Consider the following 25,489-nt stretch of genomic DNA (forward strand, 5'->3'; position numbering starts at 1 on the left):
TCTGCTCGAGTCAGATCATTCTTGGATCGGGAACGCGTACGGACGGCTATGACCGACGAGGACGACGTGACCGACGATAGCGAGAACTGGATGGCCCCTATCGACGGCGACATCCTCGAGCTGATGCGAGACGACGACATTTTCACCCCGGACGACATCGCCGAGTACGACATCTGCCGCGGGCCGGACGCAGCCTATCGGTGTCGCGAATTGGCCAAACGTGGCCTCCTGCAAAAGCACGCGACCGGGATGTACGATATCACTGAGCTGGGCGAGCAGTTTCTCGCGGGCGAAGTCGACCCGATCGAACTCGAGATCGAAGACGAGTAGCGATCCACCGGCGTGGCCCCGGGATATGCCCCAATCGCGCCGGAAGCGACACACTGCAGTCTACGAGCGCCGACGCATCCGACCGGCCGACGCTAAGAGAGGCCCACCACCAGTGCAGGCGGAGAACGCCACTACAAATCCTCCGGCTGCGTGCCGATACCCTCGAGCCAGCCCGGGGGCTGTGCCGCGCTGGGATCTGCGTGCTCGCGTTTGAGTACCATCGGCGTCCGCTCGAGGCTGAGGACGAGGTCGCCGTCCTGGTTGTACGCGCGGAGTTCGGTTTCGACGATGCCGACGTGGTCGCGGGACTCGAGTTCGCGCTTCGAGAGGACTTCGCTCTCGGCGTAGATCGTATCGCCGTGGTAGACGGGGTTGTGGTGGCGGATGTCGTCGTAGCCGAGGTTCGCGGTGGCGTTGACCGAGACGTCGATGACGCTCATGCCGACCGCCAGCGCGATGACGAACGTGCCGTCGACGAGCCGTTCGCCGAACTCCGTCTGGGCTGCGTAGGCCTCGTTGAAGTGCATCGGGTTGAGGTTCATCGTCACGTTCGTCATCCAAACGTTGTCCGTCTCGGTGACGGTCCGACCGAACGGGTGCTTGTAGACGTCGCCAACGGAGAAATCCTCGTAGTAGCGGCCGTGCCAGCCGGCGACGATGTTCTTGTCAGTCTCCTCACTGTCGGAATCGGGCGTTTCCTCTGCCATACGTTGGCGTTGGCCGGGGAGGTAGTGAACCGTTCCGATATCGATCGACCGGCGGAACCGATCGCCGGTCGAGGGCGGGGTCGGCTCCCGGCGCCCACCCCAGATCGATCGCGTTAGAATCGGTTTGCGACGCGGTCGCGAAGCGCCGTTTTCTGGACTTTCTCGCCGTTCGGTCCCGCCGTCGTCGGGAATGCGTCGACGAATTCGAAGGCGGCCGGGACCTTGTAATCGGCGACGCGATCATCGAGGAACGACTCGAGGTCGGCCTCGGAGATGTCCCCGTCGGCGACGACAAACGCGACGGGCACCTCGCCGTGGCGCGGGTGGGACGCACCGACGACCTCGCAGGCGTCGACGGCGGGGTGGTCCTCGACGGCGGCCTGAATCTCGGGTGGGGCGACGAGAAAGCCACGCGTCCGCAGTGCGTCGTCTAACCGCGAGCGGTAGTAGACGTAGCCGTCGGCGTCTTTCCTACAGAGGTCGCCGGTGTAGAACCAGCCTGCATCGTCGAAGGCCTCGGCGGTCGCCTCGGGCTTGTCGAGATAGCTCTCCGCGACCAGGTAGCCCCGGAGTGCGAGTTCGCCTTCCTCGCCAGGTGGCCGTTGCTCGTGGCTTTCGGGGTCGACGATTTTCGAGTCGATAGCGGGATGAATCGGTGGCCCGCCGACCCGCTTGCGGCGCTCGAGCGGATCGTCGGGATCGCCGACGAAAATCTGGCTGTTGGCCTCCGAGAGGCCGTAGGGCTGGACAACCGGAAAGCCGAACGTCTCCTCGATGCGGTCGAACAGGGCGTCGTCGAACCCCTTGCTGACGAAGCCGACGACACCGGACTCGACCGTCTCGACGCGCGGGCGCGAGAACGATTCGTGCTCGAGCATGCGTTCGAACATTACGCCGAGGCCAGTAAGGACGGTCCCATCGTGCTCGTCGAGAAGCCGGATCGTCTCGCCGGGATCGAAGTGAGTCTGGGTCACGAGCGTCGCGCCCGTCGCGAGATGGCTGAACAGCGTGTTGTACCCCCAGATGCCACAGAACGGCAGGGTCGCGACGCCGATGTCCGAAGCGGTCATCTCGAGGTGATCGGCGACGTTCGCGGCGTGGTTCAACAGTGATCGACTCGACTGGAGACAGCCCTTGGGATCGCTCGTCGTGCCGCTGGTGTAGAAGATCGCAGCGGGTGTCCGGGGATCGCTCGCCGGCTCGATCTCCCGGCGGTCGCGTCCGACCGCGAGCACCGCCTCGTAGTCACGGGTGGCCGGCACCGTCTCGTCGGGCTCGAGGCTGACGACGGCCTCGAGATCCGGGTACGTGGCTGATTCGAACGTCTCGGGCGTCGACTCGGCGGTCGCGGGAACGGCGTCGGCCAACATCTCGTGATACTGGCGGCCCAGCAGCGATCGTTCGGTGACGAGCACGCTCGCGCTCGAATCTGCGAGTATGTACTCGAGTTCGTGGGTTCGATAGCGGGTGTTGACCGCGACCATCGCCGCGCCGAGATACGAGGCCGCGAGCTGACAGACGATCCATTCGGGACGGTTACCGAGCCAGACCGCGACGATGTCGCCGGACCCCACGCCGAGGTCGGCTAATCCGTGCGCGAGCGAGCGGCTATCCGCGAGAAGGTCCCCGTAGCACCACTCTTCTCCCTCGAAGACGACGGCCGTCCGTTCCGGTTCGTCGGCTGCGACGGCGGCGATCCCTTCGTAGATCGTCTCTTCCGGCCATGTGAGCATTGCTACCACGGTTGTGGCTGCGCTGATAAAATCGTTACCGATGACTCACAACGTCGGTCGTCTGCTCACGCGTCGCGATGGTCTGTCTCCCGACTCTCAGCAACTTGCTCGGCGTCGGCTCCGAACTCGGCCGCGAGGAGATCGGGAACGTCGTCCGGTTGCACGTCGCTATACCACTCGTTTCGCGGCTGGATCGTTAGCGCGGTGCCGCCCTCGCTACAGAGGCCGAGACAGTCCGTCCTCGAGACGCCGATCGGCGACCAGAACGCGTTTCGGGCCCTGAGCCAGTCTTTGACGGCGTCGACGGTTGCTTCGGCGCCGACGTCGCCACAGCAGGCGTAGTCGGAATCTCGGTCGTTCGTACAGACGAAGACGTGTGCTGCGAGCCGGTCTCGTTGGGCGTCGGTGCGTCGGTTCATATGGTGTGGGGAGGGCTGATCGACAGATGCAACTCAGATTTTACTACTGAAACGTTAGTTGTAATACTTGTGGTCGACGATCGATCCCCGACCGGGAGACGCTGCTCTACGGAATCTGCCGGGTGGTTCAGCGAGGATATCCTGCCGATATCGGACGAACGTTTCTCTTCCAATAGAAATGGCAAACGAGTGCAAAAATACGCGAACGATTGGATAGGATTTATCGATTCTCCAGCCTATCTGGCGGATAACGAAATAGTTTTCCTATGGGTACCGCTTGACTCGACTAACGAGAATAGAGACATGAGTGGCAAACGACGGTCATCTGGCAGGGTGTCCGTGGGACGGTTTGGCCCTTCGAGGCGCTGTCGACGCAACGTTGCGACCGACAGCCGATTTCGGAGGTCCCCGCGGGCGAACTCGAGGCGGAGACGAGTGTCGGTCGCGAGTAACTCGGGCCACGCCTCGTGGCAGCCGATACTGACGACGTGCCGTCCCGGGGGTGTCCCCGATGGCTGACCACGGCACCATCCTGGTTCCGATCGCACCGTCGTCGACGCTCGAGCAAACGGTCTCTCACGCGATCGGTCTCGCTCGAGAGCGAGACGGTGGCGTCCACCTCGTTCGAACCGTCTCCGGCCGGTATGCAGACGAGGAGCCGGCCGAGGTCGACAAACGGGTGCTCGAGCGAGCCGAGCGACGTGCTCGGGAGGCCGGTCCGGACGATCTATCACTGACGACGGCGTTTCTGGGCACCGATCAATACATGGCTGCGCCCTCCGAGCATATCGAGTGTCTGCTCGAATATGCCGCTGCGAACGGGATCGGTGAGATCGTCCTCGATCCGAACTACACCATCGACGCGACGGCACCCACGCTTCAATCGCTCGAGTCGATCCTCGAGCGAACCGGCGTCGATTTCGAACAGGCACCGGTCGCAACCGATGGCTGGCAGCCCACGGGCGAGGAACTGATCCGGGCCGGTCTCATCGGCATCGTCGCGTTCGTGTTCTACGTCGGCCTCGGCGGCCCGACCTACCCCTTCGCGCTGGCTTCCGGCGTCGTAACGGCGGTGATCGCCGCCGCCCTCCTACGAAACGTCGCCTTCGAGACGACGCCGCGTCTCGGACCGGTCGCTGGGACAGTCGCTCGAGGCCTCTACTTCGTGCCGTATCTGCTCTGGGAGATTACCAAGGCGAACGTGTTGTTCGCCTACGTCGTCTTGCATCCATCCTTGCCGATCGATCCCGGTCTCGACCGGGTCGATGCCGCCGTCGGAAGCGGGCTCTCCGTGACGGCGTTTGCAAACAGCATTACGTTGACCCCCGGCACGCTCACCGTCGACGCCGACGGCCACCATCTGCTAGTCCACTCGCTCAACCAGAGCGCCCGCGAGGACCTTCTCGAGGGCGTCCACGAGGCGCCGGTTCGATACCTCTTCTATGGCAGCGAAGGGGCCGATCTTCCCGGACCTGGGGAACGCGGCGATTTCGAAGCGATCCTCGGGCCGGCCCTCGAGGACGAGAACGGAGGTGTGACCGATGAGTGAGTTTCTGAGCACGGCGTTGCTCGGGGCTGCCGCGATCGTCGTCGTACTGGCCGCGATCGTTCTGTACCGCGTTATTGCCGGACCGACGACCCACGACCGCGTCGTCGCGGTCAACGTCATTGGTACGAGCATCGTCATCGTATTGGCACTGATCGCTGCCGGTCTCGATCAGCCGGCCTATCTCGACATCGCGATCGTCTACGCGTTGCTCAACTTCGTGTTGAGTCTCGTCGTCGGTCGGTTCACCTACGAACGTGAGGGGGTGGAGTGGCGATGACGCTCATCACCGCCCTCGTGATCGCGTTTGCGGCACTCGGCGTCTTTTTCACGTTCGTCGCCGCGGTCGGGATGATCCGCCTCCCCGACATCTACTCGCGAACGCACGCGGCCACCAAGGCCGATACCCTCGGTGCCGGCTTCTCGATTCTCGCCGTTGCGCTCTACTTCGGAACGGCTGGCGAGATACTTCGGGCCGGGCTGTTGGTCGTGTTCGTTTACTACACGAATCCAACGGCAGCCCACGCCATCGCACGCGCCGCCTACAGCAGAGATATCGATGTCTGGACGACCAAAGACGACGATTCGTCGGAGGAAACAGCATGATCTGGCTCGAGTTAGGATTGATCGCGTTCGTCGTCATCGCCGCACTGTTCGTCGCGTTCGCACGAGACGTCGTGGGTGCGGTCGTCACCTTCGCCGGGCTCACCCTAGGTATCGCCGTGATCTGGGTCCTGCTTGCCGCACCCGACGTCGCGCTGATCGAAGCCGCCGTCGGTGCCGGCGTCACCTCGGTGTTGTTCCTGATTACCATCGTCAAGACCACCGGGATGTCCGATCCCTCGGCGGAAGACGACACCGACGGTCGATTCTACGCGTTCCGGTCGCTCAACCTACCTGCGCTGGCCGTCGTCGGCGCACTCGCCGTCCCGCTTGCGTATACGTTCCTCTCGTTGCCGCCGGTCGGCGCCGAGAACGCTCCCGCCGTGGCAGCGACGTATGCAGACGGTGCGGAGACGCCCTATGGCTACTACATCGAGGAAACCCTCGAGGAGACCGGCTTCCCGAACGCCGTCGTGGCGGTGCTGGTCGTGTATCGTGGTCTAGACACCCTGGGTGAACTCATCGTCGCCTTCGCCGCGGCGGTGAGCATCCTCGTCGTACTCCAGCGGGAGGATATCCTATGATCGGGGACCGAACCGACGACCGGGCCGACCTCGTGGCCGACGGTGGTTCGGATACCGACGCTGCCGATGGTCGATCGGACACGAATGCTGCCGGCGCTGACGCGAATCCTGACGCCGATACGGAGGAGATCCACGGCTACGAGGCAGACGAACGGTCGCCGGCGGAACCGGCCTCCGGGTCGGGCGACGTGGCCGAAGACGCGACTCCTACCGGCCCGGAACGCGGGGACGGCGATCTCGAGACGACGGCCAATGTCGTCGAGAGCCCGGTCGTCAAAACCGCCGCGCGGACGATTACGCCGCTGGTCGTCGCATTCGGGATCTACCTGACGCTGTTCGGGACGAGTCTGCCAGGTGGCGCGTTCCAGGGCGGCGTCGTCATGGCCACCTCGATCGTGTTGATCGCGATGGCCTTTGGCTTCGGACCGACCCAGGAGTGGCTCGACGAACGGGCACTCGCTGGGCTGTTCATACTGGGCTGTGCCATCTTCGGCGGCGTCGCCTTCGGCGCGATCGTCTACGGCGGGGACATCCTCGAGCTGTTCGTCTTCCCGCTGTCGGTCGAGAACATGGTCAAGCTCGTCGAGGTCGCCATCGCCGCGCTCGTCACCGGCGTGATCATCGGCCTCATCGTCTGGCTCGCGGACGGATTCGAAGACGGCGGTGATTCCATATGATCGAAGCCTACCACTACTACTTCACCTCGTTCGCGCTCTTCCTGATCGGACTGTACATGATGATCGACAACCCGAACCTCATCAAGAAGATCATCGGGCTCAACTTCGCCCAGATCGCAGTCTACCTGATGCTCGTGACCATCGGCTACGTCGACGGTGCCACGGCGCCGATCATCGGCTTCGAGGAACCCCACGCGAATCCGCTGGTCCACGTGCTCGTCCTGACCGCGATTGTCGTCGGCGTGGCGCTGACGGCACTCGCACTGGCGCTCGTTATCCGGCTCTACGCCGAGTTCGGGACTCTCGATACCCGCGAGATAGAAGCCGCCATCGCCGCCGACGACACCACGTCGGCGAATTCGGGAGGTGGCGACGATGACTGAGGCCGTCCTCGCGAACGTGACGACCGACGTCGCCTCAATTCGACCGGGTGCCGTCCTGCTGGTCTCGTTGGTCGCCGTCGCGCTGATCTTCCTCTCGAAGAACCGGCCGAACGTCCGCGAGGCGTGGTCGCTGCTTGCGGCCCTGGCCATGTTCGGCATCGTCGCCAGCATGGTCCCCGACGTCCTCGAGGGCACCGTCCACGTCACCAACCTCGGGACGTTCGTCGACGGCATCGACCTCGAGTTGCGTGCCGACGGACTCGGCATGCTGTTTGCGCTCGTCTCGAGTGGCCTCTACGTGGTGACAGCGCTGTACTCCATCGGCTACATGCGCGGCCACCATGAGCCGTTCCAGACGCGGTTTTTCGCGATGCTGTGTGCCAGCGTCGGCGCGGCGCTGGGCGTCGCCTTCGCCGCGAATATCTTCGTGTTGCTCGTCTTCTACGAGATCCTGACGCTTGCGACCTACCCGTTGGTCGCTCACGACGAATCCGCCGAGGCACGCACGTCGGGGTACAAGTACCTCGCGTACGCGCTCTCGGGCGGGCTCGCCGTCTTCGGCGGCATGGTCGCCGTCTTTTGGATTACCGACCCAAGTACGATCTCGTTCACTCGAGGCGGGATCGAGGGACTCGCCGCGGTCGCGGCAGCCGATCCGTGGTACGCCCGCGGGGCCTTCGCACTGCTGGCGGGCGGGTTCGCCGTGAAAGCCGGCGTCATGCCGGTCCACGCCTGGCTGCCGAGTGCGATGGTCGCGCCGACGCCGGTCTCGGGACTGCTCCACGCGGTCGCGGTCGTCAAAGCCGGCGCGTTCGGCGTCGCCCGAACCGTCATCGATGTCTTCGGCCCGGAAGTCGTCTACGAGATCGGGATGGGCGTTCCGCTCGCGATTCTGGCAGGGGCGACGATCATCATCGCGAGTCTGTTCGCCCTGCGCCAGGACAACCTCAAGGCCAGGCTCGCCTACTCGACGATCGCCCAGCTGTCCTACATCGTCCTCGGGCTCTCGCTGCTGTATCCCGCAGCGCTGATGGGCGGGTTACTCCACATCCCCGCACACGCGTTCGCGAAGCTGACCCTGTTCCTCTGTGCCGGGGCGTTGTACGTCCAGCTCGATCTCAAGTACATCAGCGAGATGCCCGGCGTCGCAAAGCGGATGCCGATCACGATGTCGGCGTTTACGCTCGCGAGCTTCAGCATGGCCGGCATCCCCATCCTCGCCGGCTTCGTCAGCAAGTGGCACATCCTGCTCGGTGGCGCCGAAGCAGGTAATCTCCTCGTCATCGCCGTGCTCGTTACCTCCGGCGCGTTGAACGTCGCGTACTTCTGGCCGATCATCTATACAGCCTTCTTCGAGACCGCCAGCGACCACGGCGGCAAACCCGTCCTCGAGAACCCCTTCGGCGGCGCGCCGGAGAAGTCCCAGGAGTATCGCGCCGACGGTGGCGACGACGTTCACGGGGACGACCACGACGACCACGGTCACGGCCACGTCGACCTCCCGCCGAGTGACGGCTGGACTCGATCCGAGGGCTGGCTGGACGAAACGACGCTCCTGATGCTCGTTCCACTGATGACAACAGCAACACTCGTCGTCCTGTTCGGAACCGTTCCCGATCACATCGTCTTCTTCGAGTTGATCGAGGGCATCGTCGAAGCTGCCTGGGAGGTGAGCCCCGAATGAACGAACTGCTCGCATTCCCGCCTGCGCTGATCGTCGCCATCGCCCTCGTCCTCGTCCCGCTGCTCTCGAGGCGGTTGGCACACGGCCTCGCGACGCTGTCGCTCGCTGCGGTCGTCGCCTGGGCGCTGCTGGTTCCCGACGGCACCGGCCCGACGACGACGTTCATGGGCTTCGAGATCATCGTCCTCGAGGTCGATCAGTTCACGCGCCTGATGGCGATCATCTTCGGCGGGTTCGGGGCCTTCGCGGTCGCCTACGCCTACTTCGCCGAGACGAGTAATCGCCACCTCATGTGGGGGCTTGGCTACGTCACCGCCTCGCTGTGGACGGTCATGGTCGGCGACTGGCTCGGCCTGATCGTCGGCTGGGAGGCGATGGCCATCGCCAGCACGATCTTCGTCTGGCTCTCTGGCGGTCGCTCGATCCGGACGGGGTACCGATACGCCCTCGTCCACGCTATCGGGGGCAGCATCTTGCTATCAGCGATCGTCCTCTACCTCTTTGCTGTCGGTCCCGATCCGACCGCCTTGCACTTCGACGGCACTGGGATCGGCGGCCTCGAGGTCGCGGTCGCCGGCGTCACGGTCTCGGTGCCGGCGTTACTCGCTGGCGTCGGGATCGGGATCAACGCGGCGATCATCGGCTTTCACACCTGGCTGCCCGACACCTATCCGAGTCCACACGTCGCCACGTCGGTGTTTTTGGCCTGTTACACGACCAAGACGGCCGTCTACGCGTTCTATCGCGCGTTCCCTGACGACGGCAACCTCTATCTGGCGTACATGGGCGCCGCGATGGCGATCTACGGTGCAGCCTTCGCACTGGCCCAGAAGGACATGCGCCGGCTGCTGTCCTATCACATTCAGGGGCAGGTCGGATTCATGCTCGTCGGTATCGGGGTCGGCACCGAACTCGCCGTCGCCGGCGCCTTCGCCCACCTGTTCAACCACATCCTCTACAAGGGCCTGCTGTTCATGGCCGCGGGGATCATCATCATCAAAATCGGCAAGGAGAGCCTCGACACGTTCGGCGCGATCGGCACCACGGCTCCTATCGCCCTTGGTGCCTTCCTCGTCGGTGCACTGTCGATTTCCGGCGTCCCCGGATTCAACGGCTTCATCAGCAAGGGGATGCTGACCGATGCCGTCATCCACGAGAATCTCGTGACTCTCGAGTGGATGTTCTACCTCGGCAGCATCGGCACCTTCGCCTCGTTCATGAAGTTCGGCTACTACGCCTTCCTCGACGGCGACTCGATCGAGATGCCCGACGCCGACTGGGGGCACGCCATCGTCACCGGAGGCGTCGCCGCCACCTGTATCGGGTTCGGGCTCTACTATCCCGCGCTGTACGCGATCATCCCGTTCGGCGATATCTGGGGTGCAGAGCCGTACTCGCTCTACCAGTATACGAAAGTCGCCGCCCTCGCAACCGGCGGGCTGCTCGTCTTCGTCGTCTCGAAACCCCTGCTGTCGACCTTCCACGGCGGTATCGACGTCGACCGGGGACACAACCCCCTCGCGTTCTACGGGACGAAAGGCCTCTCGGGCGGACTCGGTGGGCTCTACAACGGTGTCAACGACATTGTCGTCTCGACCGGCTGGGCGTTGGTCCGGACGGCCCACGATCCGGAGCCGGCGATCCGATCGGCCATCCCGACGGGGTGGCAGGACCGATACGAGACACGCGTCGAGCGCACGCCCGGCAAGACCGGCGGAAAACTCGGTATCGGGCTGACGATCTACGTCGCGACCGGCGTACTCATGCTCGCGCTCGGATTCGCACTCTTCATCAACTAACAATGACGACGAACACTCTCACGACGACAGAGACGGACCGACGCAGCGAGGACGAACGCCACGTCGTCGCCAGAACTGGCTCTACGGGGGTGCGATAACGATGGAACACCTCGAGTGGCTCGTCGCTGCCGTCGTCCTCTTGCCGCTGTTGACGGCAGCAGTACCCGTCGCCGCGAGCCTTCGCTGGAAGCAGGTCGGCTGGGGCTTCGCTGCGACGATCCTCTCGGCGACGTTCGCCCTCGCGGTGGCGGTCACGTGGGTCATCTACGAAAACGGAGCCATTCGATACGCACTCGCCGGCGTGGAGGTCCCGTTCGGTATCGAGCTCTACGCAGACGAGTTCTCGATGCTCGTCGTGATCCTCACGCTTCTCATCTGTCTCGGGGTCCTCGTCTACACTCGGATCGGCGGTCCGCGCGGCAACAGCTTCTACGCCGGCTTCCTGCTGTTGACCGGTGGGATGCTCGGCGTCGTGCTGACGGGCGACATCTTCAACCTCTACGTCTTCCTCGAGATCATGGCGATTTCGTCGTACGCCCTAGTCTCGTCCTCAAAGTACCGGTGGTCGACCTACGCCGCGTTCAAGTACCTGCTGGTCGGTACTGTCGGCGCGTCGTTCTACCTGCTCGGGGTCGCACTCGTGCTCGCAGCGACGGGGACGCTGACCATGCAGGAACTGCCGCCGCTGATCGCCGATGCGGGCTACACCGATCCGGTCGTCGTCACGGCGTTCGTCCTAATGGGTGTCGGGCTGGCCATCAAGATCGCGCTGTTTCCGGTCCATACCTGGCTGGCAGACGCCCACGCCTCCGCACCCGACGGCATCAGTGCCGTCATCTCCGCGCTGATGCCCGCTGTCGCGGTCTACGCGCTCGCTCGGGTCATCTTCACCGTCTTCACGCCCGAATTCCTCGATGCCAACCCGACGATTTCGCAGTTGCTACTCGTCGGGGCACTCTTGAGCCTCTTTGCGGGCAGTTTCTTCGCTCTCCTCCAGGACCACATCAAGCTCGTGTTGGCGTACTCGACAGTTTCGCAGTTCGGGATCATCCTCACCGGGATCGCCGTCGCGAACGATACTGCACTCTTTGGCTCGATGCTCCAGATCTTCGGCCACGGCGTCGTCAAGGCCTCGCTGTTCATCCTGGCGGGGATGTTCGCCCTTCGCTTCGGTGGCATCCGAACCGTCGACGAGTACGCCGGCCTCGCAAAGCGCGCGCCGGTGATGGCGGGCGCCTTCGCCGTGCTCGGTATCTCCATGATCGGACTCCCCCCGACGGTCGGTTTCGTCGGGAAGTGGTACATCGCGCTGGGTGCCTTCCAAGAAGGCCTGTGGCTCGTCTCGGCGCTTGTCTTGGGGAGCACGTTGCTCTCTGCGGGCTACATTCTGCCGTTTATCAACCGGATCTACTTCCACCCATTCGAGGGCGAGGACGTCGATCCGGCCTCCATCACCTACGGTATGCTGATCGCGATCATCATCGGTGCGACGCTCGGGCTGACGCTCGGATTCGTCTCCGCAGACATTCACGCGCTCCTCGAGAGCGCCGTCAGCGAACTGGGCGTCTGATACGATCCGTTGTCCCGATTCACCGATACAACCTTCAGGAGTCGTGGTTGTACCGACAACGAGTTCCGCCACTCCACACCAACTGACGGTTCGAATCGATCTCGCCCTTACTCTTCGCTCGAGTTGGTGGTCCCGTCAGCGCTCGAGTTCGCATCGGTGTCCACGCTTGAGCCGGTTACGTCGACGATCCGCCGATCGTACGGCACCGCGATCGTTCGCTCGACTGGGGGTGCTCGGAGTTGGGGTTTCGACGGGCTGGCCTCGCGTCGATCCTCGCGTCCTGGCCGGACGCTGCGAACGCCACGGGGCGTCAGGTAATCGCCGTCGACCTCGATGTCGGCGCGTTCACAGAGCCGTTTGAGGACCGATCGTGCACCTTCCGTCGTGATCGCCGGCGGTGCGATCGCTCGCTCGCGGGCGAGTTCGCTCGCCGTGTTGGCCTCGAGTAACTCCTCGATCGCTCCGTCGTCGTGGCCTCTCGCCGCGAGTTCCTCGCGAACGCGAGCGGCGATCGAGGGGGCGTGACGGGTCGGAAACAGCGGCCAGTCGTTCGTCGGCGGATCGAGGACGACACGGTACCGGCGAAGGGCCGTCCGTGCCGGTCCCAGTACCGTCACTTCCTCGAGACGCTGGGATCTGCCCAGAACGCGCAGCCGGCCGGTGTAGAAATCGACGTCGTCCCAGGTCGCACCGGTCCGCCGGTCGTCCTCGGGGACGCGAAACAGTTCCGAACCCCGAGCACTCGAGTGGGCAAGGACGGCGACCAGTGCGTATTCCCGGAGTCGACGCTGTCGGTCGTCTCGCTCCCCGGCGACGGCAGCATCGGCCCGTTCGCGGACGTCGGCCTCGAGGCGCCGACGACGGTCGGGGGCCCACGAATCGCCGGAATCGCTCGGTTCGGGCGACGGCAGCGCCGACTCGGCGCGGTCGTCGGTCGCCGGGTTCGACGCGATGATACCGCCGCGAGCACACCAGGCGAGAAACGCCCGGACGACCGCGTAGTAGGTCGTCACACTCGAGGCGGTGTACTCGCCGCGATCGGTCCGCTCGCTGAGGGCGCCGGCGTAGGCACGCAGGTCGGCCGGCTCGAGGGCGGTGATCGAGTCGACGGCTCGCTCCTGGTCGATCCAGGTCGCAAACTGCCCTAGAATCGACTCGGCGTTTGCCGCGTAGGTGCCGGCACCCGATCCACCGGGGTCGCCGACGGCCTTGCGCTGGAGGTAGATGTCGATCGCGTCCTCGATCGCGATCGGCCGGTCCGTACTGCCGTCCGACGGGCCAGTCACGGCTGGACCACCGCGCGTTCGAGATCCCGTCGAACAGGATGGTGGCTGTGATCGTCGCCACGGGTCATCGCTCTCGTCGGCTACTGCGGGCGCCCGCTAAATCGGTGTTTCGGAATGGTGGTCGAAGAAAGAAACGACGAGCGGTGACAATCACGAGAGGATTTATGATCGTTGGGCTGACAGTGCTATCCTAATGAGTACCGCTTCGGTCACAGTCGGGGTTGGCGAACCGGCCCAGACGGTCGCGATCGCTCGCCTGCTCGCGTCGCTCGTGATCGGACTCGCCTCGGGCGTTCTACTCTACTATCTCACCCAGTACGTTCGACACGTCCTCGCGACGGGTGTCAGCTACGAGTGGTGGTACCTGCTCGTTGGTATCGGTGCGGGCGTCGTTTACGCCGTCGCCGGTATCGCCGAACTGGCCGTCGAAGGCGAGCAACTCGAGCCCTTCACAGACGGCGCGATCCTATTTTTCATCCTGTTTCTGGCACTCGGTATTCGGGCGATGTACCTGGCTGAACCCGGCGGCGACCGTCGCTCGAGCCCGGTCCCTGTCTGGGTTGATTACGGCGTCGTCGCCGTCTTCGTCCTGGCCTGGTGGGGAACCTACCTCGTCGACACCACCTGGACCCGCCCGGTCGTCGCGGTCGGCTGGATCGTCACGTCGGTGTGGGCCGTCTTCTACGGCGTCCAGACCGTCCGCGCCCACGAGGGGACGACGATCGCGGCGTTGACACGACATCTCTTACCGGCGATCCTCTGTATCGTCGCAGTCGTCTTCGTCGACCTCCTCACCGGGATCCTCGAGGTCGACCCGGCCATCGCCGACGCCGCCTGGATCGTCGGCACGACGCTCGTCGGCGCGTTCCTGTTCAACACCGCCGTCGCGATCCGCCAGCAGGGCGGCGAACTCGAGCGGATGTACGACTGGACGACCTGGCGCGAACAACGGTACGACCGCAGCGAGTAACGGCACTCGAACGAGGTCACTCGAGATAGCCCAGATCGGCGAGTCTGGCTTCGACATCTGCGTCGGCGGTCTCGACGGACTGGCGCTCGTCGGCGCGGGGATACGACCGTTCGCCGACCGGGTCGACACAGGGGAGGACCGACCCGTCCATCCGATCGCCGGCTGGGACACCGAGTGTCGCAAGGACCGTCGGTGCGATGTCGAAGAGATGGGCGTCACCGAGTCCGCGGGCGTGGTCGATACCCGCTCCGTGGACGGCGATCGTCCCCTCGAGTTTGTGGTTCCAGGGTTCGGTCGGCTGGCCGAACGCCTCCCCGCGAAGCGTCGCCGAGAGGAAGTGATCGAACTCCGCGGGGACGGTGACGATGTCGACGGCACGATCGCTTTCGGGACCGTGGAAGTAGTCCTCCCGGGGGCGAACGGCCGCGAACAGCGGCTCTCCCTCCGGGGTCGTCACCGACCGTAGGGCGTCGATCAGTTGCGTGCGGACGACCTCGTACTCTTCCTCGGGGACGACGCCGTTTGGCTCCCGTCCCTCGAGATTGATGCGAACGCCGAGTTCGATCCGTGAACGGACGTAGGCGTCCGACTCGGGAAAATCGACCTGGGTCGCGCCGGCCGAGACCATCCCCGTCGGCGCGTGGCTCGCGACGAGGTCGGCAAGGCCGAGACGCTCGAGAACGGCCCCGAGGCGCTGGCTCGTCAACCCGAGACGAGCGGCGCTGACCATCGCTCGCTCGCTCACGCCCGCCTCGCGATCGGTGGCCTCCTGGCCGTCTTTGAGCGCGTCGTCTCGCACCGTCGCCCAGGTCGGCATGCCGTCGCCGCCGCGTCGAGTCTCGACGTAGCCCTCGCTGTGGAGGTAGTCGTTGACGCGAAATTCCGTGCCGCGATAGGGGCCCATCCCGTGGTCGCTGGCGACGACGACGGTGTCGGGATCACAGCGCTCGAGGATCGCCGCGAGCTGGCGATCGAGTTCCCGGTAGATCGCCCGGATCGCCGCGTCGTTGTCGGGCTCCTCGTGGAAGATCGAATCCGTCGCCTGGAACTCGAGGAAGCCGAACTCGGGATCGAAGCGGTCGGTCAGATACCGAAACGCCTCACCGCGCATGCGGACGCAGTCGCTGTAGGCCGAACCGAGGTCGGCGGCGTCCTCGTCGGGATAGACGCGGTACTCGCCGATTTCCTCGCGAACGTCCTCGAGCAGCCCCTCGGGGTGACAGTCGGGATCCTCCGGGGCGGTGTAGCCGGGGATCAACGCGCCGTTGAACGGTCGCGTTGGGTGGGTAACCGGCGCGTTGACGACGACGCTGGTCTTGTCGTGGCGATCCAGCAGTTCCCAGAGCGTCGGCTCGCGAACGCCGGTCGCATTGACCACGTCCCACTCGTAGCCCTCGAAAGAGAGAAAGCCGAAGACGCCGTGTTTGCCCGGATTCTTGCCCGTGTAGAGCGACGGCCACGCACTCGCGGTCCAGGGCGGAATCTGGGACTCCAGTCCGGCGCTGGTCCCGTCTCGGTAGATCGACTCGAGGGTGGGGACCTCGTCGTCGTCGAACAGCGGCGCGAGCACCCGATCGCAGGCCGCGTCGATGCCGACAAGCAGCGTTCGAAGGGAGGTGTGTTCGTCCATCGTCGATACCTCCGAGAGCAGGTGCCTTGGTTATGGATTGGGTTCTCGAGGCGAATCCGGTCCTTTCGGGAGCGGTTCGGTTCCATTGGCGCTACAATCGGCGACACTCCGGTTTCGAACAGCCACCGACTATCGGTCGATCACACAAAGCCTATGTGACGTGCTTCGAATCGAACATCGATAAAGATGACAGCAAGACGACCTGAACTCGATCACGCTGGGTTGCTCGCACGCGGACTCGCGTGGTTTCTCGACGGAATCGTCATGTTCCTGGGCGCACTCGCCCTCTTGCTCCCCCTGTTTTTTCTCCTCCCGTCGACACCGAGTTCGCAAGCGGCGGAAGGAGTCGGTGGCTTGGTTGGCCTCGTCTTCGGGATGGTGTACTACGCCGGGACCGAAGCGACGTGGGGCCAGACGCCCGGCAAGATGATGCTCGGCATTCGCGTCGTGAACGTGGACGGTCGCCCCTGTAGTGCGGCGGGTGCAGTGATCCGAAACATCACGAAAGTGCTCGGCGGCTCGGCCATCTTCCCGGTGCTCGTCGCCATCATTCTGATCCTGGCGACCGACGACGACCAGCGACTCGGTGACATGCTCGGCGGTACGACGGTCGTCCACGCGTAGCGGTCCGTTGCCAGTTCCGTCCCCGCTCGATTGTCGGGTACCGTCGGCGGGACGATACACGCTATCGACACCCCCACTCACTTGACACTGTCGTACAGCGACGCCACCGTCTGCATCCCCCACGAGCCGTACTCGAGGCTGTAGTAGGTCTCGAGGTCGGGGTTGAACTTCGCCTTGTAGCGGTTGATTCGGCGGTTGTCGGCCCCGACGAGGTCGTAGGTCTCGAGACCGCGCTCGCGGGCGTCGCAGATGATCGCCCAGTCGAGCAGGTCGTTCGTCGGCACGTCGACGTCGGCGTCGGTGCGAACCCCCCCCATCCACCGGCCCGTCCGGGAACCGTACTCGAGGGCCAGAATACCCCCGACGAACGCCCCGTCCACGCGCAGGGCGTAGGGTCGGACGGCACCGGTTTCGAGTTCGTCGGCCAGATCGAGGACGAACCCGAGGGGGACGCCGAAGCTGATTCCTTGGGATTCGTAGCGGTGCTCGACCTGCTCGAAGATGCGCCGACTATCCTCGCGGTCGTCGACCGTGATCTCGTAGGCGTCGTCGGCCGTGTTCGTCACGTTTCGGCGCGCGTCGCTGCTGAACGACGCGAGGAGGGCGTCCTCGTCGCGGCCCAGATCGACGGCGTAGGTGTACTCCGGCGTGGTCTCGTAGCCGCTCCAGCCGAAGGGCCGAACGTCGTCGACACCGGTCGCAGTTCGAACGTGGCCGTACTTCGGCCCGAGTTCGGCAGTGATCCACTCGAGACAACCGTCGATGAAGCGGCTCCGTCGCTTCTCGCGCTTGCGCTGTTTGAGTTTCCCCATGTTCAGAAACGCCGGGCCGAGGTAGGGTACTCGGAGGTGTGGCGGGGGCGAAAAGACCGTCGTAACCGGTCCCTTCCGGAGTTCGAACACCGGGAAGACGCCGACTGGCTCCTGGCCCTTGAATCCGATCAGCGGGTGCAACGTCGCGCCGGCGTGGTCGGCCTGCACGCGAAGCGCCTCGAGTTCGTGACAAGCCGTTCCCTGGGGCGAGCGCTCGACGTAGCCGTTCCAGCGCTCGAGATCGTCCTCGGTGGCGACGCGAACGTCGATACTCATCGCCGACCCCACCCGGCGGCGCCGTTCGGTCCGTCGTGCTGTGTTCGGTCCATACCCGGCCCCACGCCCGACGAGCACTTTGTAAGGGGCCGCCGGACGCGGAACCGCCTCGTCGGATGGGGTCCGTTCCGACGGGTATGCGCTGAGTAACAATGTCCGAACCGCTCGAGGATCGGGTAACTCCACTGTCTATGAGAGACACTACGACCAATACGACCGGCTCCGGAACCGCGACCGGCCAGGGGATTAGCCGCCTCGTGGACATCACGCCAACCGATCTGGTCGCAACCGTTTCGTTCGTCACTGTCGCCGCCGTCTGCCTGCTCGTCGTCGATGTCGCCTCGCCGTTCCTCCGCACCGCAGTCGGATTGCCACTACTCTTTCTCGCACCGGGATACACGGTCGTTGCGATCCTGTTTCCGCGTGCGAAACCGCTCGAGTCCGCCGACGAGGGCGGGGTCGTCGCTCAGACGGTGCCGGTCAGCGACATCGAACGGCTCGCGCTCGCGTTCGGACTCAGCGCCGCGTTGCTTCCGCTGTTCGGACTGGCCATCGCCGCGCTGTCGGGAGGGATTACAGCACCGGTCGTCGTCACGGTCGTCTGTACGTTCGTCTACAGCGGCGTCTTCGTCGCGGCGATGCGACGGTTTCGAGCGCCGACCGAGGATCGGTACCGATTCGGACTCCGACGACGACTTGGCGGTCTCCGGCGGTCACTGTTCGGGACCGGCTCGGCCGTCCACACTGCCGTCAACCTCCTGCTCGTCGTCGCCATGCTCGTGGCGCTGACGAGCGTCGGCTACGCGCTCGTTACGCCCCAAGACGCCGAACAGTACACCGAACTCCAGTTGCTCACCGAAGACGACGCGGGCGAGTACGTCGCCGCCGAGTACCCCGACCACGTCGACTCGGACGGTAATGTCGCGCTGACGGTCGCCGTCGAAAACCAAGAAGGCGAACGGACCGACTATACGGCCGTCGTTCAAGAACAATGGGTCGCCGACGGCGACGTCTTCGATCGGACGACGCTCGAGGAGACCGACTACAGCGTCGCCGACGGCGAGACAGCCTACGGCGACCACAACGTGACGCCAACCGCCGAGAGCGGCACCGTTCGCGTCGCTGTCTTGCTGTACGACGGGGACGTCCCCGACACGCCCACGACCGACAACGCCTACCGCTACGGCTACGTCTGGCTCGAGATCGGGGACGATCCTGAAGCGCTTGCCGACGAGTAGACGCCTGACCGTGCCGACCAGCCTCCGTCTCTTTTCGGACAGCTGCCCGAATCGGATCGCTCGAGAAGCGAGTCGTTTCTCGTCGACAACGAGTCTATAACAAGGACTGTCATCGCCAAATGGTCGCGTAGCTACGAATGTCTCCTCAGTCAGCGGGCGACGACGGATTGTTTCGGAAGCTAGCACTCGCTATCGGGTTTCTCGCCGTCGCAGCCAGTGCGCTTCTCGCACATGCATCGCCGGCGACCGGCTACGAAATATCGATCTATGCGATGACGCCGTCCGGCGTCTGGGCGGGGCTGTTCGTGGCGATGGCCGTCGCACTGGCAGTCGCTTTCGTTCCCGCACCCGACGATCGCTACGGCACTCGAGCGATCGCGTTGGTTCTGGGCGGGTCGGGAATGATCGTCTTCGCCGGGTTGCCGATCATCCGCGGCTATCACTACTTCGGACACCACGACTCGTTGACCCACCTCGGCTGGGCACGCGCAATTAGTGAAGGGACGATTACCCCGTTCGATCTCTTCTATCCCGCGATTCACACTGTAACGGTCGTGCTCAATACGGTGCTCGAGCTCCCCTTGACCCGGGCGCTGTTGGTCGTCGTCCTCGTCTCGATGCTGGTCTTTTGTCTCTTCGTTCCTCTCACCGTCGGGACGATCACCGACGACCGCCAGGCGGTTCTCGTCGCTACCTTCTCGAGTTTCCTGTTGTTGCCGATCACGACGATTTCGATGTACCTGTCGGCTCACGCGATGTCTCAGGCGGTGTTGTTCTCGGCGCTGCTCGTCTACTGTTTCGTCACCTATCTTCGCACGGATCGCTCCGTCGGGACGGTCTCGGCTATCGGGCTCGCATTCGCGCTCGTCTCGGTCGCCGCCGTCGTCTATCACCCACAGCTCGTCGCCCACCTGATCGTCGTCTTCCTAGGTATCTGTGCGGTCCAGTTTCTCGCTCGGCGTGTCGCCCGTAACGGACAGATCGCCGACCAGACGCCGGTGTACGGTCACTCGCTGTTTCTCGTCGCGCTGTTTCTGATCTGGACCGCCGACGACGGCTTCTTCCTCGAGACGGTCGAGTACTTCCTCTCCTCGGTCGTCGAGTTTCTCCTCGGGATGGGTGGCACGGCCGGCGACACCATCGCAACGCAGGGTGCATCACTCACCGCGGTCGGCGGCAGTCTGCCGGAGATCTTTCTCAAACTGTTCGCTACCCATCTCGTCTTCACGCTACTCGTAGGCGCACTCGCACTGGGACTGGTCGTCGCTCGGCACTCGGCGTGGCTGTCCTCGGTACGTGCGGAGACGACGTACTTCCTCGTCGCACTCGCCGCACTCGGGCCGGTGTTCGTCGCGTACTTTTTCGCGTCCGGCTCGAGCATGTACTTCCGCGTGTTCGGCTTGATGATGGTGTTCGTCACGATCCTCGGCTCGATCGCCATCGCCGGCCTCGTGGCCCGGCTCTCGAGGCGGCCGATAGACGACGATTCCGGAAGGCCCACCGACGCCGGCCGAACGGTCTCGGGTCACCCGCTGCTCGCCGTAGCCTTCGCGCTATTGCTCGTGGTATCGCTCGCCGCGGTCTTTCCCTCGCCCTACACTTACACGCCGTCGCCACACGTCAGCGAGCAGACGATGCACGGCTACGACTCGGCGTTTGCAGCCCAGGACGACGACGTCGACTTCCTCGGGCTTCGGGACGGTCCGAATCGGTTCGACGACGCCGTCAACGGGAACGCCGAACGGAGTTGGCGCCATATCGACATCGAGGCCGAAGATCTCAGAGACGGGCTGCCCGACGCCTACGACGAAGATCGGTATCTGGCGGTGACCCAGAAGGACTACGAACGCGAGGTCGTCGCCTACCACGAACTGCGCTACTCCGAGGGCGAACTCGAGTCGATCGGCGCCGAACCCGGCGTCGATCGGATCCAGTCCAACGGCGAGTTCGATCTCTACTACGTCCACGGCGAACCGGACGGAGTGTAACGTCGCTCGAGCGTCGGCTACCGAGCGATCTCGAGAACGCAAACCTGTACAGACGCCGTCGAAATCCGTAGCGAATGATACAAACGGCCTGCTGGATAGAGAGCGTTATCTGATACGGACCGTTGTAGTTCTTTACCGGTGATCACCGACCCCGTCCGGGTGATCACCGGTAAAACGCTACAACAATCCGTATGAGTGAACATGAAGAGCAGGCGTGCATCTACGTGACTGTGACTTTTCATCCAAATGTGCGCATACCTACATTTATCCTCGCAATATACTTTTCACCCGGATTCGACTATTATCCGTTATGACCGAAAACGCACCCGAGGATATCTCCGATTCGATTCGATATCGCGGAAAAGCGATCGATGACGCTGGGTGGATTCCCGAATTCCTCGCCGACCAGGAGACCGGTGTGCTCGGGCTCGTCGATGACGACACCCCACACCTCGTGACCCAGCTCTTCGTCTACGACTCCGAGGCGAGCAGCATTTTCCTTCACGGCGCACAGGCCGGGTATGCTCACGATCTCGTCGAAAACGGCGAACAGCCACGGGCCTCTTTCACGACGAGTGAGAAGGGGCGGTACATTCCAGCCGACGAACCGGTTAACTTCACCGTCGAATATTCGAGCGTGGTCGCTTACGGATCGATCGATTTCCTTACCGATCGGAAAAGGAAACGGGACGTTCTCGAGCAGTTCATGGCGAAATTCGCTCCCCAACTGACGGCGGGTGAGGATTACGAGCACATATCCGAGGAATCCATCGACCGGACGGCCGTCTACCGTCTCGACGTGGACTCTTGGAGCGGAAAAAAGGGATGGAAGGAACCCGACCATCTGGGAGCCTACGATTTGGATTCGATTCGATAACTAGTACCGTCCCAACCGTCGACTGCTGGGACGAATCGACCCCACAGCCGGATCCGACCCATCAGTGGAGGCTTGGGACGCCACTCGCGCTCGAGCGCTCCTTAGAGGTCGACGCGATCGAACCGGTAGAGCGCGATGGCGATCGGAGCGACGATCCAGAACAGGAGGATAATAAACGAGAACCAATCCTGCAGATAGAACGGCACCGAACCGTCGAACATCGCCTCCTCGAGGGCGACACCGAGTTCGGTTTCCGTCGCACCGGTAACGATCGAGAGCGCGTTGGAGTAGGCGTTGCCGGGATCGATCGAATCGATGAAGAACGCCCAGTCGGGAAGACGCTCCGCCTCGAAGCTCTCGCCGTTGACCTCGAGGGTGTAGGTTTCGGGGGAGAGATACCCCCAGCCGATCAGCGTCTGGATCGCCTGGATGATGGCGTTCCAGACGATATAAAACAGGACGAAGACGCCGAACATCGCCGCGCCGGCAATGGTCGTCGAACGCGTAAGCGACGACAGGGAGACGGCGATGCTGGTGTAGGCGATGCCATAGAGGATCGACATCGCGAGCAAGCCGACGTAGTCGACGACATCGAAGCTTCCGAGCATCGCGGCGACGATGACGCCGGCCAGTGCGAAGCCGACGGTCAGCGACAGCGAGAGGACGGCCGACCGACCGATGAGTTTGCCGAGCAACACGTCCTTTCGGGAGTGGGGCAGCGAGAGCAGGATTTTGATGCTCCCGGATTCGCGTTCGCCGGCGATCGACTGCCAGCCCAACACTAACGCGATCAACGGAAGCACGAGTAACGTGGCGTAACTGACTAAGATGACGAGAAATTCGGTCGTAGCGCCCGCTTGCGCGATGTTTTCACCGAAGTACGCCAGCCCACCGGCGATCGCGACCAGCAGCATGAAGAAGAACGAACTCAGTCCCCAGAACAGCCACGACCGAACCGAATCCTGGAAGTCCTTTTTGGCGATCGCGCGAACGCTCTCGAGGTTGATCGAACTCGAGGGGGCCGTCGTACTCGTCTCCGTCCCCGACCCGGTTTCGGTGCTCATGGTGCCTGCACCTCCGCCTCGGTATCGGTCGTGTAGGATCGAAACACGTCGTCGAGCGAGGCTTCCTCGGTCGAGAAGTCTTCGACCTCGATGCCGCGGTCCTCGAGTTCGCCGAGGACCGCGGTCTTCGAGCCGTCGACGGCGACGACGAGCGTGGGCTGTGTGTCGCCCTCGACGGTGGCGTTGTCGACGTCCGGCAGCGAACGCACCGCCTGCAGGGCGTCGTCGTCGATATGGTCGACGGCGATGTGGAGGCTCGTTCCGCTGGAGACGGAGTCGCGGAGGCCGCCGACGGTGTCGATGGCGACCATCTCGCCGTTTCGGAGGATGCCGACGCGGTCGCAGACGGCTTCGACCTGTTCCATGATGTGACTCGAGAAGAAGACGGTCGCCCCGCGTTCGTTTTCTTCGCGGACGAGGTCACGCATCTCTCGGGCGCCGTTGGGGTCGAGCCCGGTCGAGGGCTCGTCGAGGATGAGCAGATCCGGCTCGCCGACCAGTGCCATCGCGAGCATGAGTCGCTGGGACATTCCCTTCGAGAAGCCGCCTGCTTTCTTGTCGATGGCGTCGGCCAGGCCGACGCGCTCTAAGAGCGCCTCGGGATCCTCGTGAGTCCCTTTTGACTCGATGGCGAACTCGAGGTGCTGGCGGGCGGTCAGCCGGTTGTAGGTCTCGACGCCTTCCGGGAGGACGCCGGTTCGAGCCCGGATCTCGCGGCTGTGGGCCTGGGCGTCGAAGCCGAGCACCTCGACCTGACCGCTGGTCGGCCGAATAAAGTCGAGGATGGCGTTGATCGTCGTCGACTTTCCTGCACCGTTGGGACCAAGGAAGCCGAATACCTCGCCTTCCTGGACCTCGAAGGAGAGGTCCTGAAGCGCGAGTTCCTGACCGTAGGATTTAGTCAGGTTGTCGACTGTGATAGCGGGCATGGCTGTGCCAACACGCCGTTTCCCGATAAGGTTTGTCACTCGCGACCAATAATATACGTAATTATGATACAGAAATAAATCCTCTCGAGCGTCAAATCGGCTCGTCGGGATCGTACTGGTTCGCAGTGCGCGTGGCCTCCGTGGCGTAGCGCTCGCGGATCTCGTCGTCGGAGACTGCCTCGAGATCTGACTCGGGAATATCGGCCGCGGCAGTGACCGGCGAGCCGGTCTGTAGTGCCGTCGAGGAGCGTTCCCGTCGTTGATACTGCGTTCCATCCGGGGTGGCATAGACGATCGTGACGATGTTTCGATCGCCGAACTCGCGTTTGACCAGCCAACAGCGAACCGTCGACTCTGACATGGACGGGCGTTCGGGGGCGATCGCCGAGAAAGTGTCGTGTTCGTCCACATCCGTGGCTCCTCGATCGCTCGTCGTGCTGGAGGTGCCCTCGAGTCGTAGCCGCGGTCGGGGCGGACGGCATCCGACGACGGGCGGCCGATCGGTACGAACTGCAACTGACAGCAACGTATTTGCGTGTCGATAGTCCAGATACTATCGATAGCCGAATGGCGTGGACCGACCGCATCGATCAGTTGCTATACGAGGGCGAAAGCGAGCAGCAACGGGTCACGGTCGGGCAAGCGACGATCGTGGTAACGAGCCATCGCGTCCTCGCGTTCACGCCCGATGGCGACCAGCAGTACTGGTCCGTCGACCGGCCGAACGTCGACACCGTCACCGTCGAATCGACGGGATCGATCCGGTATCTCCTGTGGACGGTCGGCCTCGCCTGTCTGGCGATTGCCGGAGCCATCACGGCACTCGTGTTCAGTTTCACGAGTCTCGTGTCGACGCCCGACCTCGATTCCGAGTCGGCTGCCGACGGCTCGGGCGCTGGCGCCACCGATATCGCGACCGAATCGATCGCGACTATCGAATCGATGCTGGCGATCATCGACGTCGCAGTCGTCGTCACCAGCGCGCTCGCGATCGGGCTTGCAGCCGCGTGTTTCGTCCTCTACGTCCGCTCTCGCTCTCGCCAGCTGGTCCTCTCCGTGCTCGGCGGGGACGATCTCGCGATTCCCGTCGGCAGCGAGACCGTCGGGACCACACCCATGGAACTCCAGAACGCGATTCGGCCGGGGCCGATCCTCGAGACCGATACCGCTCTCGAGGACCTTCGTGACGACGTGGCGACCGAACCGGCCGACGCCGATGCTACTGCGAGTCGCCCGTTCTCGGAGATGGCCACAGGGAAGACGACGGTCAAGGAGACGACCGCAGCGTCCGAGTCCGAGTCGAGCCGGAGCCAGCGAGACCGGTGGCACGACGAGACCCGCGACGAACCCGATGGCTGGGCCGACGACCCAGACCAGGCAAAGGGTAGCGATCTCGAGTCGAGTCCGCCGGGCGCGGTCGACCGATCGCTCGCCCGGGAGCAGGCCGAGCCGTTCGATCGGGAGCCCTTCGACCCCGACCGACCCGAATCGAACGGCGGGGGCGTCGATCTGGAGACGGCCGACGAATTCGATCCCGGAAGCTCGGCGGCAACTGCGGACCACCACGGCTCGCCGAACACCCTCGAGGACGACGATGACGACACAGCGCTCGAGCGAACGGAGACGGGCGCGTTCGAGTTCGATACGCCCTGGAGCGAGTCTACAGGCGAGACGAACGAGGCGCCCGAGAATACAGCCGATCGGAGCGACGAGACGCTCGAGTGAACCGACCCGCCGATCGCCAACGGGCGAGGGTCGTC

The 25,489-nt window shown here is 63.9% G+C and carries 25 protein-coding genes; 16 read left to right on the top strand and 9 right to left on the bottom strand.

Translation table 11 applies throughout. The features are described from left to right. Nucleotides 1-48: 48 nt before the first annotated feature. The gene (locus tag D8Y22_RS21885) at nt 49-330 is read left to right on the top strand and encodes a hypothetical protein (RefSeq protein WP_141466760.1); all 282 of its coding nucleotides are present in this window, start codon (nt 49-51) and stop codon (nt 328-330) included. A 131-nt stretch (nt 331-461) separates the two neighbouring features. On the opposite strand, the gene D8Y22_RS21890 is transcribed toward D8Y22_RS21885, so the two are convergent. From D8Y22_RS21890 to D8Y22_RS21900, 3 genes are all read right to left on the bottom strand, one after another. Continuing rightward, entirely contained in the window at nt 462-1,037 is a 576-nt protein-coding gene (locus tag D8Y22_RS21890; RefSeq protein ID WP_141466761.1) for a MaoC family dehydratase, read from the bottom strand. A gap of 113 nt (nt 1,038-1,150) precedes the next feature. Further along, on the bottom strand, nt 1,151-2,770 hold the full coding sequence (locus tag D8Y22_RS21895) for a class I adenylate-forming enzyme family protein (protein ID WP_141466762.1): 1,620 nt from the start codon (nt 2,768-2,770) through the stop codon (nt 1,151-1,153). Between the two features lie 65 nt (nt 2,771-2,835). Continuing rightward, a complete protein-coding gene (locus tag D8Y22_RS21900) occupies nt 2,836-3,189 on the bottom strand; it encodes a (2Fe-2S) ferredoxin domain-containing protein (RefSeq protein WP_141466763.1) in 354 nt (117 codons plus the stop codon). A gap of 511 nt (nt 3,190-3,700) precedes the next feature. Here D8Y22_RS21900 and D8Y22_RS21905 point away from each other — a divergent pair. From D8Y22_RS21905 to D8Y22_RS21945, 9 genes are all read left to right on the top strand, one after another. Beyond that, nucleotides 3,701-4,738 carry a monovalent cation/H+ antiporter subunit E gene (locus D8Y22_RS21905; RefSeq protein ID WP_141466764.1) on the top strand — a complete coding sequence of 346 codons (1,038 nt, stop codon included), beginning with the start codon at nt 3,701-3,703 and terminating at the stop codon, nt 4,736-4,738. Next, entirely contained in the window at nt 4,731-5,015 is a 285-nt protein-coding gene (locus D8Y22_RS21910; protein WP_141466765.1) for a cation:proton antiporter, read from the top strand. The genes D8Y22_RS21905 and D8Y22_RS21910 overlap by 8 nt, the downstream gene beginning before the upstream one ends. After that, the gene (gene mnhG, locus D8Y22_RS21915; RefSeq protein WP_141466766.1) at nt 5,012-5,341 is read left to right on the top strand and encodes a monovalent cation/H(+) antiporter subunit G; all 330 of its coding nucleotides are present in this window, start codon (nt 5,012-5,014) and stop codon (nt 5,339-5,341) included. The genes D8Y22_RS21910 and mnhG overlap by 4 nt, the downstream gene beginning before the upstream one ends. Beyond that, nucleotides 5,338-5,922 carry a DUF4040 domain-containing protein gene (locus D8Y22_RS21920; RefSeq protein WP_141466767.1) on the top strand — a complete coding sequence of 195 codons (585 nt, stop codon included), beginning with the start codon at nt 5,338-5,340 and terminating at the stop codon, nt 5,920-5,922. The genes mnhG and D8Y22_RS21920 overlap by 4 nt, the downstream gene beginning before the upstream one ends. Continuing rightward, nucleotides 5,919-6,599, top strand: a complete 681-nt coding sequence (locus tag D8Y22_RS21925; protein WP_141466768.1) for an MnhB domain-containing protein — start codon at nt 5,919-5,921, stop codon at nt 6,597-6,599. The genes D8Y22_RS21920 and D8Y22_RS21925 overlap by 4 nt, the downstream gene beginning before the upstream one ends. Next, nucleotides 6,596-6,982 (top strand): sodium:proton antiporter, encoded by a 387-nt coding sequence (locus tag D8Y22_RS21930; protein WP_141466769.1) that lies wholly within the window; start codon nt 6,596-6,598, stop codon nt 6,980-6,982. Before D8Y22_RS21925 ends, D8Y22_RS21930 begins: the two co-directional genes overlap by 4 nt. After that, complete coding sequence (locus D8Y22_RS21935; protein WP_141466770.1) at nt 6,975-8,666, top strand: proton-conducting transporter transmembrane domain-containing protein; 1,692 nt, start codon at nt 6,975-6,977, stop codon at nt 8,664-8,666. The genes D8Y22_RS21930 and D8Y22_RS21935 overlap by 8 nt, the downstream gene beginning before the upstream one ends. After that, nucleotides 8,663-10,465 (top strand): Na(+)/H(+) antiporter subunit D, encoded by a 1,803-nt coding sequence (locus D8Y22_RS21940; RefSeq protein ID WP_141466771.1) that lies wholly within the window; start codon nt 8,663-8,665, stop codon nt 10,463-10,465. The genes D8Y22_RS21935 and D8Y22_RS21940 overlap by 4 nt, the downstream gene beginning before the upstream one ends. A 100-nt stretch (nt 10,466-10,565) precedes the next feature. After that, entirely contained in the window at nt 10,566-12,035 is a 1,470-nt protein-coding gene (locus tag D8Y22_RS21945) for a monovalent cation/H+ antiporter subunit D family protein (protein ID WP_141466772.1), read from the top strand. 107 nt (nt 12,036-12,142) lie between these two features. Here the strand turns inward: D8Y22_RS21945 and D8Y22_RS21950 are convergent, their stop codons facing one another. Continuing rightward, on the bottom strand, nt 12,143-13,321 hold the full coding sequence (locus D8Y22_RS21950) for a tyrosine-type recombinase/integrase (RefSeq protein ID WP_246084551.1): 1,179 nt from the start codon (nt 13,319-13,321) through the stop codon (nt 12,143-12,145). 193 nt (nt 13,322-13,514) lie between these two features. On the opposite strand from D8Y22_RS21950, the gene D8Y22_RS21955 reads away from it, so the two are divergent. Then, a complete protein-coding gene (locus D8Y22_RS21955) occupies nt 13,515-14,291 on the top strand; it encodes a hypothetical protein (RefSeq protein WP_141466773.1) in 777 nt (258 codons plus the stop codon). Between the two features lie 16 nt (nt 14,292-14,307). Here D8Y22_RS21955 and D8Y22_RS21960 read toward each other — a convergent pair whose 3' ends face one another. Beyond that, a complete protein-coding gene (locus D8Y22_RS21960; protein WP_141466774.1) occupies nt 14,308-15,921 on the bottom strand; it encodes an alkaline phosphatase family protein in 1,614 nt (537 codons plus the stop codon). Between the two features lie 186 nt (nt 15,922-16,107). Between D8Y22_RS21960 and D8Y22_RS21965 the strand changes: the two genes are divergently transcribed. Beyond that, nucleotides 16,108-16,545 (top strand): RDD family protein, encoded by a 438-nt coding sequence (locus tag D8Y22_RS21965; RefSeq protein ID WP_141466775.1) that lies wholly within the window; start codon nt 16,108-16,110, stop codon nt 16,543-16,545. Between the two features lie 77 nt (nt 16,546-16,622). Here the strand turns inward: D8Y22_RS21965 and D8Y22_RS21970 are convergent, their stop codons facing one another. Next, complete coding sequence (locus tag D8Y22_RS21970; RefSeq protein WP_141466776.1) at nt 16,623-17,633, bottom strand: lipid II:glycine glycyltransferase FemX; 1,011 nt, start codon at nt 17,631-17,633, stop codon at nt 16,623-16,625. Between the two features lie 191 nt (nt 17,634-17,824). Between D8Y22_RS21970 and D8Y22_RS21975 the strand changes: the two genes are divergently transcribed. From D8Y22_RS21975 to D8Y22_RS21985, 3 genes are all read left to right on the top strand, one after another. Beyond that, the gene (locus D8Y22_RS21975; RefSeq protein WP_246084552.1) at nt 17,825-18,871 is read left to right on the top strand and encodes a DUF1616 domain-containing protein; all 1,047 of its coding nucleotides are present in this window, start codon (nt 17,825-17,827) and stop codon (nt 18,869-18,871) included. A gap of 137 nt (nt 18,872-19,008) precedes the next feature. Beyond that, nucleotides 19,009-20,859, top strand: a complete 1,851-nt coding sequence (locus tag D8Y22_RS21980) for an MFS transporter (protein ID WP_141466778.1) — start codon at nt 19,009-19,011, stop codon at nt 20,857-20,859. Nucleotides 20,860-21,169: 310 nt separating this feature from the next. Then, nucleotides 21,170-21,736: a pyridoxamine 5'-phosphate oxidase family protein gene (locus D8Y22_RS21985; protein WP_141466779.1), complete on the top strand. Its 567-nt coding sequence runs from the start codon at nt 21,170-21,172 to the stop codon at nt 21,734-21,736. 101 nt (nt 21,737-21,837) lie between these two features. Here D8Y22_RS21985 and D8Y22_RS21990 read toward each other — a convergent pair whose 3' ends face one another. The 3 genes from D8Y22_RS21990 to D8Y22_RS22000 all read right to left on the bottom strand — a co-directional run bounded on the left by D8Y22_RS21990 (nt 21,838) and on the right by D8Y22_RS22000 (nt 24,090). Continuing rightward, complete coding sequence (locus D8Y22_RS21990; protein WP_141466780.1) at nt 21,838-22,800, bottom strand: ABC transporter permease; 963 nt, start codon at nt 22,798-22,800, stop codon at nt 21,838-21,840. Beyond that, nucleotides 22,797-23,729, bottom strand: coding sequence for an ABC transporter ATP-binding protein (locus D8Y22_RS21995; RefSeq protein ID WP_141466781.1), 933 nt, complete (start codon nt 23,727-23,729; stop codon nt 22,797-22,799). Before D8Y22_RS21995 ends, D8Y22_RS21990 begins: the two co-directional genes overlap by 4 nt. Nucleotides 23,730-23,820: 91 nt before the next feature. Next, entirely contained in the window at nt 23,821-24,090 is a 270-nt protein-coding gene (locus D8Y22_RS22000; protein ID WP_141466782.1) for a hypothetical protein, read from the bottom strand. A gap of 206 nt (nt 24,091-24,296) precedes the next feature. Here D8Y22_RS22000 and D8Y22_RS22005 point away from each other — a divergent pair, with 206 nt between their 5' ends. Continuing rightward, nucleotides 24,297-25,454, top strand: a complete 1,158-nt coding sequence (locus D8Y22_RS22005) for a hypothetical protein (protein ID WP_141466783.1) — start codon at nt 24,297-24,299, stop codon at nt 25,452-25,454. Nucleotides 25,455-25,489 lie beyond the last annotated feature (35 nt).

This window comes from Salinadaptatus halalkaliphilus, assembly GCF_006543045.1.
Classification (GTDB): Archaea; Halobacteriota; Halobacteria; order Halobacteriales; family Natrialbaceae; genus Salinadaptatus; species Salinadaptatus halalkaliphilus.